At 68.5% G+C, this 15,840-nt stretch carries 10 protein-coding genes; 6 read left to right on the forward strand and 4 right to left on the reverse strand.

Going from position 1 to position 15,840, the window contains the following annotated elements; translation table 11 throughout:
- Nucleotides 1–277 precede the first annotated feature (277 nt).
- Nucleotides 278–2,329 carry a SpoIIE family protein phosphatase gene (locus ABGB17_RS30790; protein ID WP_347635954.1) on the forward strand — a complete coding sequence of 684 codons (2,052 nt, stop codon included), beginning with the start codon at nucleotides 278–280 and terminating at the stop codon, nucleotides 2,327–2,329.
- A 195-nt stretch (nucleotides 2,330–2,524) separates the two neighbouring features.
- On the opposite strand, the gene ABGB17_RS30795 is transcribed toward ABGB17_RS30790, so the two are convergent.
- Nucleotides 2,525–3,985, reverse strand: coding sequence for an RICIN domain-containing protein (locus tag ABGB17_RS30795; RefSeq protein ID WP_347635956.1), 1,461 nt, complete (start codon nucleotides 3,983–3,985; stop codon nucleotides 2,525–2,527).
- 1,285 nt (nucleotides 3,986–5,270) lie between these two features.
- Here ABGB17_RS30795 and ABGB17_RS30800 point away from each other — a divergent pair.
- The 5 genes from ABGB17_RS30800 (at nucleotide 5,271) to ABGB17_RS30820 (ending at nucleotide 13,504) form a co-directional block, all read left to right on the forward strand.
- Nucleotides 5,271–6,680: a PQQ-dependent sugar dehydrogenase gene (locus ABGB17_RS30800; protein WP_347635960.1), complete on the forward strand. Its 1,410-nt coding sequence runs from the start codon at nucleotides 5,271–5,273 to the stop codon at nucleotides 6,678–6,680.
- 93 nt (nucleotides 6,681–6,773) lie between these two features.
- Complete coding sequence (locus ABGB17_RS30805; protein ID WP_347635963.1) at nucleotides 6,774–8,276, forward strand: DUF3375 domain-containing protein; 1,503 nt, start codon at nucleotides 6,774–6,776, stop codon at nucleotides 8,274–8,276.
- Nucleotides 8,269–8,940: a DUF4194 domain-containing protein gene (locus ABGB17_RS30810; protein ID WP_347635966.1), complete on the forward strand. Its 672-nt coding sequence runs from the start codon at nucleotides 8,269–8,271 to the stop codon at nucleotides 8,938–8,940. The genes ABGB17_RS30805 and ABGB17_RS30810 overlap by 8 nt, the downstream gene beginning before the upstream one ends.
- Before the next feature lie 2 nt (nucleotides 8,941–8,942).
- On the forward strand, nucleotides 8,943–12,275 hold the full coding sequence (locus tag ABGB17_RS30815; RefSeq protein ID WP_347636108.1) for an SbcC/MukB-like Walker B domain-containing protein: 3,333 nt from the start codon (nucleotides 8,943–8,945) through the stop codon (nucleotides 12,273–12,275).
- Entirely contained in the window at nucleotides 12,272–13,504 is a 1,233-nt protein-coding gene (locus tag ABGB17_RS30820; protein WP_347635968.1) for a Wadjet anti-phage system protein JetD domain-containing protein, read from the forward strand. Before ABGB17_RS30815 ends, ABGB17_RS30820 begins: the two co-directional genes overlap by 4 nt.
- A 113-nt stretch (nucleotides 13,505–13,617) precedes the next feature.
- Here ABGB17_RS30820 and ABGB17_RS30825 read toward each other — a convergent pair whose 3' ends face one another.
- From ABGB17_RS30825 to ABGB17_RS30835, 3 genes are read right to left on the reverse strand one after another with little or no spacing between them, the layout of a single operon-like run.
- Nucleotides 13,618–14,820, reverse strand: coding sequence for an MAB_1171c family putative transporter (locus ABGB17_RS30825; RefSeq protein ID WP_347635971.1), 1,203 nt, complete (start codon nucleotides 14,818–14,820; stop codon nucleotides 13,618–13,620).
- 2 nt (nucleotides 14,821–14,822) lie between these two features.
- Entirely contained in the window at nucleotides 14,823–15,365 is a 543-nt protein-coding gene (locus ABGB17_RS30830) for a hypothetical protein (protein ID WP_347635974.1), read from the reverse strand.
- Entirely contained in the window at nucleotides 15,362–15,799 is a 438-nt protein-coding gene (locus ABGB17_RS30835) for a helix-turn-helix domain-containing protein (protein WP_347635977.1), read from the reverse strand. Before ABGB17_RS30835 ends, ABGB17_RS30830 begins: the two co-directional genes overlap by 4 nt.
- Between the last annotated feature and the right edge of the window lie 41 nt (nucleotides 15,800–15,840).

Consider the following 15,840-nt stretch of genomic DNA (forward strand, 5'->3'; position numbering starts at 1 on the left):
CGGATGGTGCGCGAGGTGCCGCGCGGGCCGATGCCGCCGACACCCGCCACGCCGTCCACCGGCCGGCCCCTGAGAACTGGAGGAGGCCCAGGCCGCCGGGCGGGCGCGTGAGCAAATATAGACACAACCGGTCTTATCTTGATGGGAAGACAATCAGCGCATTACATAACACTGCCCTATCCTCTCCATTTCTTCACATACTGTTACAGATATCTCTCTTTGCCGCCCGGCATTCGCACGATGCGCCATGCCCGGCGGTTGACCCAGGGGAGGGGGGTTGGGGAGTTACCTTGTCACCCAGGGGCCGCTGAGCGATGCCCTGCGCCACATGAGCGACGGGTTCCTCGTGGTCGACACCGCGTGGCGGATCACCTTCGCCAACCTCGAAGCCGAACGCATCCTCGACTCCGCCGTGGATCCGGCCGGACGACTCCTTTGGGATGTCTTCCGCGACATCGGCGTTCCCCACCTCGAAGCCCACTGCCGGCGGGCCGCCGAGGGTACGCCGGTCGAACTGGACGTCCAGTGGCCCACGGGCCAGTTCTGGTACCGCATCCGCCAGGCCCCCTTTCCCGGTGGCGTGACGATCCATCTCAGCGACGTCACCGCTCGGCGGAGGCGCAAGGCCGAACGGGCCACCATCGAGCAGGTCGCCGCGCGGCGCGTCGTCACGATTCAGCAGCTCACCGAGGCACTCGGGGATGCGCTCACCGTGCAGGACGTCGTGGACGCCGTCGCCGACCATGTCCTCCGGCCGTTCGGCGCCACCGGGCTGAGCCTTTTCTACCAGGAGAACGACCGCCTGCAACCGGTCGGCGCCGTCGGATACTCGCAGGAGTTCATCGCAGAGATCCTCAACATGCCTCTGAAGGACGACTGGCCGATCGCGCACGCCATCCGGGACCGCGCCCCGATATTCATCTCCTCGGCCGACGAATTCATCGAGAGCCACCCGAGCCTGGCCCACGTTCCGGCGGTCGGGGGCAAGAACGCCTGGGCCGCCCTGCCGCTGATCGCCTCGGGATGCGCCATGGGTGGCTGCGTCATCGCCTTCGACCGGTCGCATTTCTTCACCGCCGAGGAGCGCAGCCTGTTCACCGCGATCAGCGGCCTGGTCGCGCAGGCCCTGGAACGGGCTCGTCTCTACGACGCCGAGCACAACCGCGCCCAGGAACTGCAGCGCGGCCTCCTGCCCGGGGCCCTCCCCTCACCGCCGGCCATCCGCGCCGCGGCCCGCTACCTGCCCGCGAACAAGGACATGGAGGTCGGCGGCGACTGGTACGACGTGATGCGGCTGTCCGGCGAGCGCGTCGCCCTCGTGATCGGCGACGTGATGGGCCACGGTGTGTGTCAGGCCGCGACCATGGGCCGCTTGAGCACGGCGGTGCACGCCCTGGCCGACCTCGAACTGCCCCCCGACGAACTGCTCACCCACCTCAACGATCTGGTCGCCAGGTTCGGCGACGACTCCTACGCCACGTGCCTGTACATGATTTACGACCCGACCACCGGTGACTGCGTGTTCTCCCGTGCAGGCCATCCCCCGCCTGCCGTCGTCCACCCCGGCGGCGCCGTCTTCTTCCCCGAAGGTGACCCCGATCCGCCCTTGGGTGCCGCGACCCCGCCTTTCGACACCTTCCGGATGAACCTGCGCGAGGGCAGCCTGCTGGTGCTGTACACCGACGGCCTGGTCGAATCGGCCACCTTGGACATCGACACGGGCATGGCGGACCTCGCCCGGACCCTCACCGCCGCCCTGGCAGAGGAGCCGCACGATCCGGCGGCACAGAACGCCTTCCCGCGGGCAGGGCGCGCGGCCGTCGAGGAGGAGCAGGACCACCTGGAATCCTTGTGCGACGCCCTCACCACCACCCTGCTGCCCGTCCAGCGGTCCACCACCGACGACACGGCCCTGCTGATCGCGCGCACGCACGTGTTGCGGGCCGACGACATCGCCTCCTGGCCGCTGCCCGAGGACGCCATAGCCGCCGGGCAGGCGCGCGAACACATCCGGGACCAGCTCGCCTCGTGGGGGCTGGACGAGCTGTCGATGACCACGGAGCTGCTGGCCAGCGAGCTCGTGAGCAACGTCGTACGGCACGCCAAGGGACCCATCGGGCTACGCCTGCTCCGCGGCGACGTGCTCACCTGCGAGGTCTCCGACGGCGGTCTCAGCACGCCCCGCATCCGCCGATCGTCGGAGACCGACGAGGGAGGACGCGGACTGCAACTGGTGGCCGCCCTCTCCAGCCGCTGGGGCACCCGCTACACCGCCACCGGCAAATGCATCTGGACCGAACTACCGCTGCCCGTCGATTCACGGCACTGACAAGAGCAGGCGGTGATGCGTTCTTTGTCGCGAGGTTCACGCGGCGGCTCGGGCCGGCCGGGCCACTCGGCTTTTTACGGCGCCGCAGCCCGGCGAGTTCCGGATCCCCCCCGGCACCGAGCACACAGCACGAGATCGGCACCGGGGGCGTGAGACGGGCTCTACCGCGGATCCGCGGTTACGTCGGGACGACCTTCAGACGGCCGTGCGCGACCACTGCTGGTTGGTGCCGGTGTTGCACGGATACTGCTTGAGGATCACGCCATCCGCGGTCGATGCGGCCGGTACGTCCACGCATTTGCCGCTGTGCCGTGCCCGGAGCTGGAAGTAGCTGCCGTTGGCGACCATCTGGAACTGCTGGTTGTTGCCGGTGCCACAGGTGTACTGGATGAGCTCGGCACCGTCGGCGGTCGAAGCGCCCACCACGTCAAGACACTTCCCGCTGTGGCGGCTGATGATGCGCCAGTAGCCGCTGCCGGCGTCCTGGAACCGCCACTGCTGCCACGCGTTGCCGCCGTAGGTGTACTGGCCGACGCGGGCACCGTTGTCGGTGTTCGGTTGCTGGACGTCCATGGCCTTGCCGCTGTGGCGCACGTTGATCCGGTAGAACGTTTCCGGCTCCGGCGTCGGGGTGGAGCCGCCGATGGTGTCGCCCCAGGCGTACCGGATCCGGTCGGCGCCGGAGGTGTTGCGGACGGTCAAGTCGAGATTGGTGCCGCTGCCGCTCAGAGCGTACATCGAGTACCAGTCGTACCCGATGGTCCCCGGCTTGCCGCCGAGGGCGGGCCAGTAGGTGCCACCCATCTGGTTGTCACGCATGACCTGGGCCATGGCGCGGATGTAGCGCACGAAGTTGTCGGTGCTGTTCGGGTCGGCGTAGTTGAGGCCGGTGGACATCGGCGCGCCGAACTCGGTCGCGACCGCGCGGGAGGCGCAGTTGCCGAGACGCGTCTGAATGTGGCTCCGGAAGGCGTCGTAGGTCATCGCGCTGTAGAAGAAGGCGTAGTAGTGGAAGGACAGCAGCGTCGAGTTGAAGCGGCTGTCGTTGCAGATGTCCCGCAGGTCCTGGCTGAAGCCGGTGCCGCCGATGAGCACCCGGCCGGGCACCGCCGAGGTGTGATAGCTGAGCCAGTTCGCTGCGACGTTGCGCCAGTCCGCCGATGTGTAGCCGTGCGGCTCGTTCATCGGCTCGAAGTAGACGTTGCTGTTCGAGCCGTACGTGTTGGTCACGGTGGACCACATCGTGTTCCACGCGGCGAGGTTCGTGATCCTGCCGCCGGAGGCGGCGCCGTCCTCCCAGTAGGCCAGGATGACCTTGAATCCACGGTCGGTGGCGGCGTCGATGGCGCCGCGGTAGGCGTTCCACCAGGTCGTGTTGGCCACAGTATGCGTGTTGATGGGCAGCCGGACGGTGTTGACCCCCATGGTGGAGGCCATGCGGTCGTAGAGTGCGTTGGCCTTGGCCCGTACCGTCGCGTTGCTGTCGGACTGGCTCAGGCCCTGCACGACGAGCGTGCCGGTGCTGAAGTTGTCACCCAGCACGGCCCAGTTCATGCCCCGGAATTGGCTGGTGGCGGCATTGGCCGACGGCGAGGAGACGAGGCCTGCCACTGCGATGAGCGCGGTCACCACAAAGGCGACCAGTAACCCGCGCAACGACCGGATGCTCCGCGATGGTCCTGATGAGTCACCATCAGAGGCCATGATCAGTGCCATGAGATGTCCAATCACTAGAACTGAATTGCCGGGTCAAACCCTCATTCGTGAACATCGTGGAGCTGATGTACGTCCGGGCCGTATCGTGCTGCTCCGACAGCAGGACCGGCGGCTATGGGAAATGGCTCCATAGCGACGGCGTTGGTGACGTGGGTCGACCGCTTCATTGCTGCCGGCGGTCGGTCACACCTGGCCGAGGTCGGACGCGTACGCCGCCACGCCGATGTCGGCTCAGAGCTCCACCGGATGTTAGCGCTAATATTTGTGCAACGGGATTACCTCGTTGGTGGGCACTGGGTTCGTATCGCCGGAGCGCCGAACGTGCATCTGGTATCCACGGTGGAACTGAGGTCACATCGGCGTTACAACAGTGTGAGCGGTCACAACTGTGCGGTCAATACCCGAAACCGGGCGCCCGGCCTCGGCGGCTCGGCGCGGAAACCCCTGGCTCGCCGAGGATGGCGAGGGTGCGACCGGAGCGATGACCCGCACGGGTCTTGACCGGCCCGCAGTCAAGGCCGACGTCCTGCGGAACGCGCCAGAAGCATGGCGGCGAACTGCACGCCCCGCGGCCAGACTGATTCGCCGGCGCTCTGTCGTGATGTCCACCAGAAGTGTTAGCGCTAACACACCGGGCGAAGTGCCCGCCATGCCACCCGGCACGGGGACCGCCGCATCCGGTGAATCGCCTCGGCGTAGGAGAGACAGAGCCGTAGTTCGTACAGTCCCCTGCCCGGACTGCGGCCGGGTCGGATCCCCGTGGCGATGTACGTTTCATAAGACCGGGAGCGGTTCTCGCCGAAGGGCTTTCTTATCGTCCATGGTCAGGACGGAAGACAGTGGCCATGGCGGCCAGTCGTCGCTTCTCGGAACGGTGGTCGGGGGTTACGGGCCTGGTTGTGACGGCGGCCGAGCCGATACCGTCCGATCGGGCGTGTCAGAGCATGGAACCTGCGCGGTCGGCGTCGTACTCCACTCGTTTGGGGCGGAATGCGGCCGGGTCGGGCGTGTTGCGAGCTTGGACGCGCTCCGGACCCGACGAAACCCGTCTCTGGAGCCCGACTTGTCAGGAAATCGCTGGGCAGCCCGTGTGTTGCTCGCCATGTCCCTGCCACTGCTCGCCCCCGTGGCCGCACTCACCCCACCGGCTGCCGCGACGACATCCCCATCCGTCCCGGCATCGTCCCTCGCGAACAGTGGCGCGTCGGGATCGCAGGCCGCCGGCGTGCCCCTGGAAGAGATCAACGCGACCACCACCCAGGTCGCCTCCGGGTTGCGCCGACCCATGGCCATCGTCGCACCCGACGACGGGACGAAAAGGCTGTTCATCGTCGAGAAGCGCGGCACCGTGCGTGTCTACCACCCGGACACCGGTCTCGCGCAGACCCCGATCATCGACATCACCGCGTCGGTGGACGTGTCCGGCAACGAGCGAGGGCTGCTCAGCATCGCCCTCGCACCCGACTTCAACCAGAGCCAGGACCTGTACCTGGTGTACACCGCGTTGCCGGACGGCGCGGTGACCCTGGCCCGATACAGGCTGGACGACGCGCGCCTCGAGCCGTTGCTCTCCCAGGAGCACGCCGAGTACGACAACCACAACGGCGGCCACCTCTTCTTCGGCACCGACGGCTACCTGTACTGGAGCATCGGCGACGGCGGCGGCGCCGGAGACCCCTTCGACTCCGGGCAGCGCCTGGACACCCTGCTCGGCAAGATGCTGCGCGTCGACGTGAACCGGACATGCGGTTCCCTGGCCTACTGCATTCCCGCGGACAACCCGTTCGTCGGCCGCGCGGGCGCGCGCGGAGAGATCTGGATGTACGGCCTGCGCAACCCCTGGCGCTTCTCCATCGACCACGCCGACGGCTCGATGTGGATCGGCGACGTCGGCCAGGGCAGGTGGGAGGAGATCAGCCACATCAAGGCCGGACGGCAGGCCGGCGTGAATCTCGGCTGGTCCTGCTACGAAGGACTGGAAGTGTTCGACCAGGCCCAGTGCCGGTCCGACGTCCAGTACACCAAGCCGGTCTTCACCTACTCGCCGTACACCGGCGGCTGCTCGGTCATCGGCGGACTCGTCTACCGCGGTCAGCAGTTCGCCAACCTGGTCGGAGGCACCTACATCGCCACCGACTACTGCTCCTCCACCGTGTGGGCACTACGCGAAGACGGCCGGGGCGGGTACCTCCAAGCCGAGATCGGCGAGATGCCCACGCAGGTCACCTCGTTCGGCACCACCCCCGAAGGCGAGTTCTACGTCGTCAACGACCTCCCCGGCGGACTGCACCGAGTGTCGTTCGAACGGGCCGCGCCGACCTGCCGCATCAAGATGACCAACCGGACCTGGGGCACCGGAATGACCGTCGACCTCACCATCACCAACACCGGCACCACCCCGATCGACGGCTGGACACTGAACTTCCACCTGGCACTCGGCCAGACCGTCATCTCGGACTGGAACACCGACCTCACCCAGGGCAGCAACGTCGTCACCGCGGTGAACGCCGCCCACAACGGCTCCATCGCCCCTGGCCGCAGCGTCACCATGGGCTACCTGGCCAGCCACACCGGTGACGCGTCCCTCCCAGCCCGATTCACCCTCAACGGAGACGCCTGCGCCATCGGCACCTGACCGGCACTACGGCACGGACCGGCGAGGCCGGTCCGTGCCGGCCCGACGCGCGGAAGCTGACTGTGTCGTACCCCGGCCGTACGCTACATGGCGATGGGTACACGAGGTGTAGAAGGCGCTTACCAGGGCGCGCTCCGGGCGTTCCAGAATCCGATGCTCGCCCTGCTCCACCAGACGCACGCGCCGTTCGTGGTGACGGTCTTGTCGATGGTCTTCACCGCGGAGCGGCCGAAGGTGGCGGTGGCGGACTCGCACGCGGAGATCAACGACGCCCTTGACCAGTTGCGGGCCGCGGGCTACGGCGACGAGGACAACCAGCCGCTGCCCACCGGGAACGCGCGGGACCTGTGCCGGCAGTGGGTGCAGGCCGGGTGGTTGGTGCGGCAGGTGTCCGACGACGATGTCGAGGTGTACCGGCTGTCCGCGTACGGCGTCGGTGCGCTCGAGGTCGCCGGGCGGGTCGGCGGAGTGCGGACCAGGGTGTCGGAGTCCCGGGTCAGGACGCTGCTGGAGGCGATCGAGCGACTTGCGCAGGACGCCGATCCGGACGTGATGGCGCGGATATCGCGCCTCCACGAGGAGATCCAGCATCGTCAGAAGGAGCTCACCCGGCTTGAACAGGGTGGCGTCGTCGAGACCGTCGAGGACGAGCAGCTGCTTGAGGCGGCAGAGAACGTGCTGCACCTGGCGCGGGAGCTGCCCGCGGACTTCGCCCGCGTGGCGGAGTCGATCAAAGCCATCCAGCGTGACGTCGTCGCGGAGTTGCGGCACGATGTGCGGCCGACCGGTGAGGTGCTCCGCGAGTACCTGGCCCGCGGCCGGCGGATCCTGGACGCGACACCGGAAGGCCGTGCGTTCGCGGGGGCGTTGCGTCTGATCGGCGACCCGGCGCAGATCGATCACCTGTGGAGCCAGCTGCGCACGGTGCTGCGGCACCGGTTCACCGATCTGCTGCCGGAGCAGCAGCGGCGGGAGCTCACCGAGATCTCGCGCCGGATCGAGCAGGGCGTCAAGGAGGTGCTGACCGCGCAGCGGCAGGCATCCCATGTGATCACCACCCAGGTCCGCAACCACGATCCGATGCGGGATCGCCAGGTGGATGAACTCCTGAGGGACGTGATGTCCGGTCTCCACAAGTGGGTTCCCGGTTCGCGCCGCGGCGAGGCCGTCGAGCCGCTCCGACGCTTGCCGGTCGCCGACGTCGGACACCTGCGGCAGCGGATGAGCGACCTGCGGCCACCGCAGCCGCCCGCGCCGTTGCGGGAATGGGACGAGGCCGAGGACCTGCCGACCGCGGACACCCGGGCATGGGGTGGCCCCCGGTACGCCGAGTTGCGCGCGCACTTGGCGGCGTTCGCGGGCGACGCGGAGAGCGTGGACGTCACGGCCGCGTTCCGCGCGGCGGCCGAGGACATCCAGCGGCCGGTCGACCTGCTCGGCCTGCTGGAAATCGCCCATGACGCCGGGATGACCGAGACGGCCGACGTCGCGGTGGTCGACACGGTCCGGCCCGACCGGACCCGGCGACGGTTCGCCCTCGGCGGTGTGGTGGCGGCGAACCCGGCGAGCGCGGACAGGAGCGGTGGCGATGAGTGAGCCGGACGGTGCCGGCGACGCCTGGTCGGCAGGCACGGAGGCCGGGTTCATCGACCCGATCTCGATGGAGGACGATCCCGCCGAGTTGTTCGCCGGCGACGCGGGCACCTTGGACGCGGACGTGCGGCGGGTGCTGGTCCAGTTGTTGCGGCGCAAGTTCCTGCTGGCCGAGAAGAACCCCGCGCAGTGGCGCACGTTGCTGGAGAACCAGCAAATCATCGAATCGCGGATGCACGACCTGTTCGTCCGGCTCATGGTCGACCACGACCGGGGTGTCGCCTACAAGCAGCAGGTGCGCTCGGTGGAGCTGGACGTGCCGATCCTGCTCAAGGACGACCCCTACAGCCGGGCCGAGACCTTGGTGCTGGTGCACCTGCGGACCGTCTTCCAACGGGAACGCGGCACGGGCGAGGCGTCCGCGAGGGTGGACATCGAGGAGCTGGAGCAGACCGTGCTGACCTACTTCGATCCGAACGACCACAACCTGGCCCGCGGCCAACAGGAGGTCCGCAACGCGGTGCAGCGGCTGGTCACCGAAGGTCTGCTCACGGAGGAGTCCGCGGGCCGGTACCGGATCACCCCGATGGTGGAGGTCGTGCTGAGTACCGCGAAGCTCGCCGAACTGGAGCAGTGGTTGCGCGAGCAGAACGAGGCCACGGCGTGAGCATGATCGACACGCTGTTCGGGTTGATCCCGGCGGCGTCACGGGGCCAGCAGTGGGTGGCGCGGGACCTGCAACTGGTCAACTGGGGCGGCTACGACGGGTACCACCACCTACGGCTCGCCCCCGGCGCCACCCTGTTCAGCGGAGGGTCCGGATCCGGCAAGTCGACGCTGATGGATGCCTACATCGCGTTGCTCATGCCGCACACGACTCCCTTCAACGGGGCGTCCAACGGCGGAGTGGTCGGCAGGCCCCGGGGCAAGGACCAGCGCAACATCCTCTCCTACGCGCGCGGCAAGCTCGACGAGTCCCGGGCCGACGGCGAGACGAAGTCGCGGGTGCTGCGCGGGGACGGCCGCGACACCTGGTCCGCCATCGCGATGACATGGGCCGACCGCACCGGCGCCGAGTTCACCGCGCTCCGGGCCTGGTATGTCCCGTCGTCCGCCCGCAGCCTCGACGAAGTCGTGGCGGTGCGCGCCACCTGTGACCACTCATACCGGCTGCGCACGCTGGAAGGCCCGGCGAACAAGAAGCTCGCCCGTGCCGAGGTCGAGGCGACCGGCGTGAAATGCTTCGACACCGACCGTGATTTCACCGCGCGTCTCCACACCACGCTCGGCATCGGCGCCGCGGGCGACGGGCACAAGGCGGTCGCGCTGCTGGGCCGGATCCAGGCCGGTCAGCAGATCACCACCGTCGACGCCCTGTACAAGACGATGGTCCTCGAGGAGCCGTCCACACTGGCCACGGCGGACGCGGTGGTCCAGCAGTTCGACGAGCTGTCCGGCACCCGGACCAGGATGATCACCGCCCGCCGGCAGGTGAAGGCGTTGACCCCGATCCGCGAACACCGGCGCACCATCGACGAAGCAGCGGACCGGTTGCGCCTGATCGACGAGGTCGGATCGTTCACCGACACGTCGTCCCCCGCCGCGTTGTGGCGTCATGAACGCCGGCTCGACCTGCTGCGCGCCACCGAGAAGGACCTGGCGGAGCGGCACCGCCGAGCCAAGGAGGAACTGTCGGAGACCACCGCCCTGGTTAAGACGACCGAAGTACAGCGCGACGGGGTGGCTGACACGCTTCGTGCGTCCGGCGGTGATCGCCTGGACACCGCACTGCGGGAGATCCGCGGCGTGGCGCAGCGACTGGGCGACGTCGAACGCTCGCGGGAGCGGCTGGACCGGGCGCTCGCCACCGTCGGCGCCGGCGTGTCGACCGGGGAGGACTTCGCCGCACTGGTCGAGACGGCGCATCGGTCCCTGGCCGACACCGACGCCAGGAGGACCGCCCAGAACCAGTTCGCCGAGGCGATGGCGGAGCACAAGGAAGCCGGCCGCGAGCTGGCCGGGTTGCGCGCCGAGCACAAGGCGGTCAAGGACCGGCGGGGCAACATCCCGACCGAGCTGCACGCGGCTCGCGCGGCGTTGGCCGAGGCCGCCGGGCTCAGCCCGGACGACTTGCCGTTCGTCGGCGAGCTCATCGAGGTGCGGACGGAGTACGAGCCATGGCGCGAGGCGTTCAACCTGGCGCTCGGCGGATTCGCCACGCGGATGCTGATCGACATCGGCCGGTTGAACTCGTTCCGCGAGGCGATCAACGCGGTGCCGACCGCCCGGCGTATCCAGTTCGAGGGCGTACGTACCGGCCTGCGGGACGAGGTCCGGCTGGACGACAAGACGCTCCCCGGCCGGCTCGACTACCGGCCGTCGCCGTTCACCCCCTGGCTCAAGAGCGAGCTTGCCCGTCGGTTCGACTTCGTCTGCGTCGAGACGCCCAGGCTGCTGGCGCAGTACCCCAAGGCACTCACGATCACCGGCCAGACGTCGGAAGGCGGCCGGGGCGCGCACGGCGGCCACGGCCGCGCCAACCTGCTCGGTTTCACCAACAGCAGGTTGCTTGCCGACCTCGAGCACCGGATCGGCCTTGCACGGAAACGCCTTGACGATGCTGCCGCCTGGGTATTGAGGGCGGAGGAAAGCCTCAACTCTTTCGAAACCAGACGCACGGCTTACCAGACCCTGACCGAGTTGTCCTGGGACCAGGTGGACGTCGAGTCCGTCAAGGCGGAACGGGACCGCTGGAACCGCGTCGTCGACGAGGTCCGCGCCGGCAATCCGAGGATCGACCAACTGCAGACCCAAGTGGACGAGCTCAAGGAGCGGGTCAGGGAACTGACCGAGCGCGTCGGCCGGCAGAAGGACAACGTGAAGACCCTCGGTGAGTCCTGGGAGTCGACCGTCGACGAGGTGGACCGCGCCCAGGTGGCACTCGACACGGCCGCGGCGACAGGCGCCGATGTCAGTCAGGAACACCGGGCTTACCTGGAGGCGCTGTTCGACCCGGACAGCACCGCCCCGGCGGGAGCGCTCGCGGAGTTCGACGCGGCGGTGAAACGGGCCACCGAGCGGCTCCGCGCCGACCGGCAGTCCGCGGCGGAGACGATCAGCAGGTCGAAGAAGGCGCTGCTCGACACGTTCTCGACGTTCGTCGAGCGCTGGCCGAACCCGAACCTCGGCATCGACGCGGACGCCTCATACCGCGACTTCGATCGTTTGCTCACCGACCTGGAGACCAGCGGGCTGCACGAACTGGAGAGCGAGTGGCGGGACAGTCTGCTCAAACTGTCCGGCAACGACCTGACCGGCCTGGACAGCGAGCTCGCCGCCGCTGTCCGGGAGATCCGCGACCGCATCGACCCGGTCAACCGCATCCTCGCCGAACTGCCGTTCGCCGACGACAAGCACCGGCTGCGCATCGACCCGCAGGAAAGCCACTCCGCGGTGCGTGCCCGGTTCCGCAAGGAACTGCGCGAAGTACGCGCCTTCATCGACCAGGCGGCAACGGACGACGACCGGGAAAGCGCCTATCACCGCATGGCCAAGGTGATCGACCGCATCCGACGCAACGCACCCGATTTCGCCGACCTCGTCGACGTGCGCAACCACGTTCGGATCAGCGCCGAGAAACGCGATCTCGAAGGTGGCCACGTCGCCGTCTACGACCACATCGGCGAGAAGTCCGGCGGCGAGTCGCAGGAACTGGTCGCGTTCATCGTCGGAGCCGCATTGCGGTACCAGTTGGGCGACGCGGGCGCCGACCGCCCCCGCTACGCCCCCGTCTTCCTCGACGAGGCGCTGATCAAGGCGGACGCCCACTTCACCGGCCGGGCCATCGGCGCGTGGCGCGGCCTCGGTTTCCAGCTCGTCATCGGCGCCCCCAACGACAAGCACAGCGCGATCGAGCCGCATGTGGACGCGGAGTACCTGATCCTCAAGACCCCCGAGGGCCGATCCTGGGCGAAGCCCCTGGTCGGTGTCCCGGACGCATGAGCGCACTCGTCCTCCCGAAGGACGCCGTCATGGCCGTCCGCCACAAGATCGACCAGAGATGGCCGGAAGCCGTGTGCGCGGATTTCGGTGCCGGCGACCAGGTCATGTTCTCCATCCCGCTCCGCCCCGGCGTGTCGACAGGCAAGGCCGTCGAGCAACTCGGATACACCGCCTGGCACGAGTGGCGCATGCAGTGGCGCGAGTTCGCCACCCGGCTCCCCACCGGTGTGAAACTCGTCCGCAAGGCGATGACCGTCCGAGGAGTCCCCGGCGATTTCCCCGCCACACTCACCGCCGACCTGAACGGCGCCGTCTCCCTCCTATCCGACCCCCGCACCGGCGCCGAACCTCCGACCGCAGACATCGCCCGCGCCCGCGCGCTCGCGTCGACGCTGCTGTCCGCCGGAGCGATCCTCACCCCCGCCACACTCCGGGCCGTCTGCCGTCTCCACGCCGTCGACGTGGAGGTACTGGTCAGCGCCGTGACCTGGTTACACCAGCACCCCCACGCCGGCACTTGGACCCTGCGCCAACTCCCGGTCCCCGGAATGCACACCAAATGGCTCGACACCCACGGCGCATTGCTGCGCGACGTAGCCGGACGCGACGTACGAGAGGAAGTCCGCCCCCGCCTGACCGTCACGCACCTGACCTACGTCGACCCTGCCCACGCCACGTCAGGCCGCCGCAGACACGACGCCTGGACCACCGGCGACGTCCACGACATCGCCTACCGCCCGCGCCTGGTCCTCGTGGTCGAGAACCGCGACTCCCGCCTCTGGTTCCCTCCGGTCAGGGACACGATCGTGGTCGAAGGCGGCGGAAAGGCCGCAGCCTCCCTGCTCGCGAACGTGCCGTGGATCCGCGCGGCGGACCATGTCGTGTACTGGGGCGACATCGACGCGGACGGGTACACGATTCTCGACCATTTCCGCGCCACGCTGGCCGAGCCCACCCCGGGCGGCGCACCGGCGAAGCCCGTCACCTCCATCCTCATGGACGCCACCGACCTGCACCGCTACTCCGAGCACGGCGTCAACCACGACAAGGCAGGCCGCCCCCTCAAGCCGTCCCCGGCGAGCCTCCCCCACCTCACCGAAGCCGAGACCACCGCGTACAACACCATCGCAACCGCAGGCCCCACCCCGTTCCGCCGGATCGAACAGGAAGCCATCCCTCTCACCCACGCCGCAACCCGACTGCTACAGATCTTGAAAGACCAGGACTGACCGACGCTCTCGCTTTGATCAGGTATGGCCTGTGGCGCGCCCCTACGATCACGAACCCCAGCGTGGCGATCTCGCGGTGGTGGCAGGCGCGGTACGGCCAACCGGGGGAAAGGTCACCCGGCGCGGTGCGGGCCGGTGGCTGAGGTCATCGTGCGGAAGGCGCGGGCGACCTCGCACAGGAAGGCGGTGTCGCTGTTCAAGTCCTTCCCGCCGGGGGTGTGGGCGACGGTGTCGGGAAGAGCGTTCAGGCCGCGGGCTTTCGCCCGCAGGGCGGTGTGAAGGGCGGCGGCTTCGGCGGCTGCGTCCAGTGCCTGGCCGTACGGGCCGGTACGGGCGGCGTCGGTGTGGGCGGTCGTGGCGATGTCTGGCTCCAGGTAGGGCGTCAGGGCCAGGCGGCCGTCCCTGATCTCGATGACGCGGCGGTAGAGGCGCAGGTTGAGGTCTCGTACCGTGAGCAGGTCGAGCAGGGCTGGTGTCGCCGGGGTGAGGGCGATGTGCGGGTTGGCCGCGTACAGGGCACGCCATAGGGGGCGCAGCGTCTGGTACGTGCGGTAGCGGTCGAGCCAGACGAGGGAGGCGGATGCGTTCACCAGCCTGCCCCAGGCCGGCAGCGTGGCGCCGCTGAGGACGAGCAAGTGGGCCAGCAGCGGCAGGATGCCGTCGGCGAGAAGGTTGCCGGCGGGCGGGTAGGAGAAGGAGAGTCGCTCGGCGGCGAAGGTCAGGGTCTTGTGCACCTGGTAGCCGATGGCGAGGTAGGCCCCCAGGGTGACCAATCGGAGGCCGACGCGGAGCAGGGGTGCGGTGCTCATGCGCGCGTAGCGCCAGCCGAGCGCGGCCATGATGGCGAAGGCCGGGATCAGGTAGGCGCTGTAGACGAGCCAGTACTCCAGGACCCACGGCGCGGCGGCGTAGCGCGCGGCGAAGCGTACGTCGTTGACCGGTGTGTCCGCCGCCATGAACAGCGCGCACATCACCGCGAACGTGAGGATCACGACGGTGAGGTGGAAGCCGGTGCGTGGGCGTCCGGCGGGAACCGGGTGGTTCAGGTGCCACAGAAAGGTCTTGGCGGACCAGGCGACGATGAGCATGCCGCCGTGGCCGAGCAGCCGGGCCAGGTTCGGGATCCCGGTGACGCGGCCGACGAAGGCGTACACGGCGGGAGTGAGCAGCGTCAGCGACAATGACAATCCCAGCAGGACGAGCCAGACGGTGTCCTGGGCCGGATCGGGCGGCCCGCGTCGGCCTTTGCTCACGCGGTAGGCGAGCAGGACCCAGGCGATTGCGGCGGGGCCGTAGTGGCGCAATGCCTCCGCCATGGTCAGGAGGGTGGCTCGGGGCGGCTGGAGCCGGACCAATCGAGCAGGGCCTTGATCCGTCCGGTCAGCGCGTTGGTCTCGGCGGCGACCTCGAGTGCGGCGAGTCTGCCGGCACGGGCTTGGATGAGCGAGGCCAGCAGCTCGGCTTCCTGCTCCTCAACTTCGGTGTAGGTGGTGCGGCCCAGGACGCGGTGCACCATCTGGGGGTCGAGGTCCGGGAGCAGGTGCCGCCACTGGTCAGGGCCGGTGAGACCGGAGGGGTAGTGGTCGCAGAGCAGATGGCTGAGCTCGTGCAGAATGATGTGCTGCTGATGGGGAAAAGTCGTGGCTTGATCGTAGAAGATGATGTCGCTGTCCGCGGCGGACACCCACATGCCGCGCACATCGGAGCTGCGCGTCATCGGCACGAGCCGGATGGGCCGCCCGCGCTGGGCGGCCACCTGGGTGCACAGCGCCTCGGCGGTGAAAGACGCAGGCAGTGGCAGTGTGGCCAGCCTGGCCTCGCATCTGCGGCGCAGGCGTCTGAACGGAACTGCGGACATCATGCCCCTTTGGTCGCGTCAGGCAGTCCTTCCAACTCGCGTACCCGCTCGACCATCTCGGTGATGGCGTTGAGGCTCTTGGGGGAAAGGCCCGAGGCACGTAGCGCGATCTGTCTGACCGATGCGTCCCGCAAGGCGCTGAGAAGTTTGAGTTCCGCGTCTATGCGCTCGGCGGCTGCTTCGTCGAAGAAGTAGGCCGGTGGTACCCCGAAAAAGCCTGCGAGCGCCTCAAGGTGACGCTTGGTCGGGTTGTCGCGCAAGCCTTTGCGGAGCTGCCAGACGTAGGTGGCCGAGATCGTCGGACCGCCAGTGTCGCGCAGCGCTGCGGCGACCTCCTCGTGGGTGTATTCGCCGCCGTGGCGCGGACGCACAGTGTGAAACAGGTGGTCGAGCTTGGCCGCGAGTGTGCGGCCGGCTTCGGTCGAATCGTTGGGCATCCACACCTCCTCGCCCCCGTACACGGCAACCACGCTAGCAG

The organism is Sphaerisporangium sp. B11E5, from assembly GCF_039871875.1.
In the GTDB taxonomy this organism is placed as follows: Bacteria; Actinomycetota; Actinomycetes; order Streptosporangiales; family Streptosporangiaceae; genus Sphaerisporangium.

Excerpts from the sequence above, each read along its gene's own strand:
- ABGB17_RS30805 (WP_347635963.1), top strand. The coding sequence starts at position 6,774 with ATGGGTACACGAGGTGTAGAAGGCGCTTACCAGGGCGCGCTCCGGGCG.
- ABGB17_RS30810 (WP_347635966.1), top strand. The coding sequence starts at position 8,269 with ATGAGTGAGCCGGACGGTGCCGGCGACGCCTGGTCGGCAGGCACGGAG.
- ABGB17_RS30815 (WP_347636108.1), top strand. The coding sequence starts at position 8,943 with ATGATCGACACGCTGTTCGGGTTGATCCCGGCGGCGTCACGGGGCCAG.
- ABGB17_RS30820 (WP_347635968.1), top strand. The coding sequence starts at position 12,272 with ATGAGCGCACTCGTCCTCCCGAAGGACGCCGTCATGGCCGTCCGCCAC.
- ABGB17_RS30825 (WP_347635971.1), bottom strand. The coding sequence starts at position 14,820 with ATGGCGGAGGCATTGCGCCACTACGGCCCCGCCGCAATCGCCTGGGTC.
- ABGB17_RS30830 (WP_347635974.1), bottom strand. The coding sequence starts at position 15,365 with ATGATGTCCGCAGTTCCGTTCAGACGCCTGCGCCGCAGATGCGAGGCC.
- ABGB17_RS30835 (WP_347635977.1), bottom strand. The coding sequence starts at position 15,799 with ATGCCCAACGATTCGACCGAAGCCGGCCGCACACTCGCGGCCAAGCTC.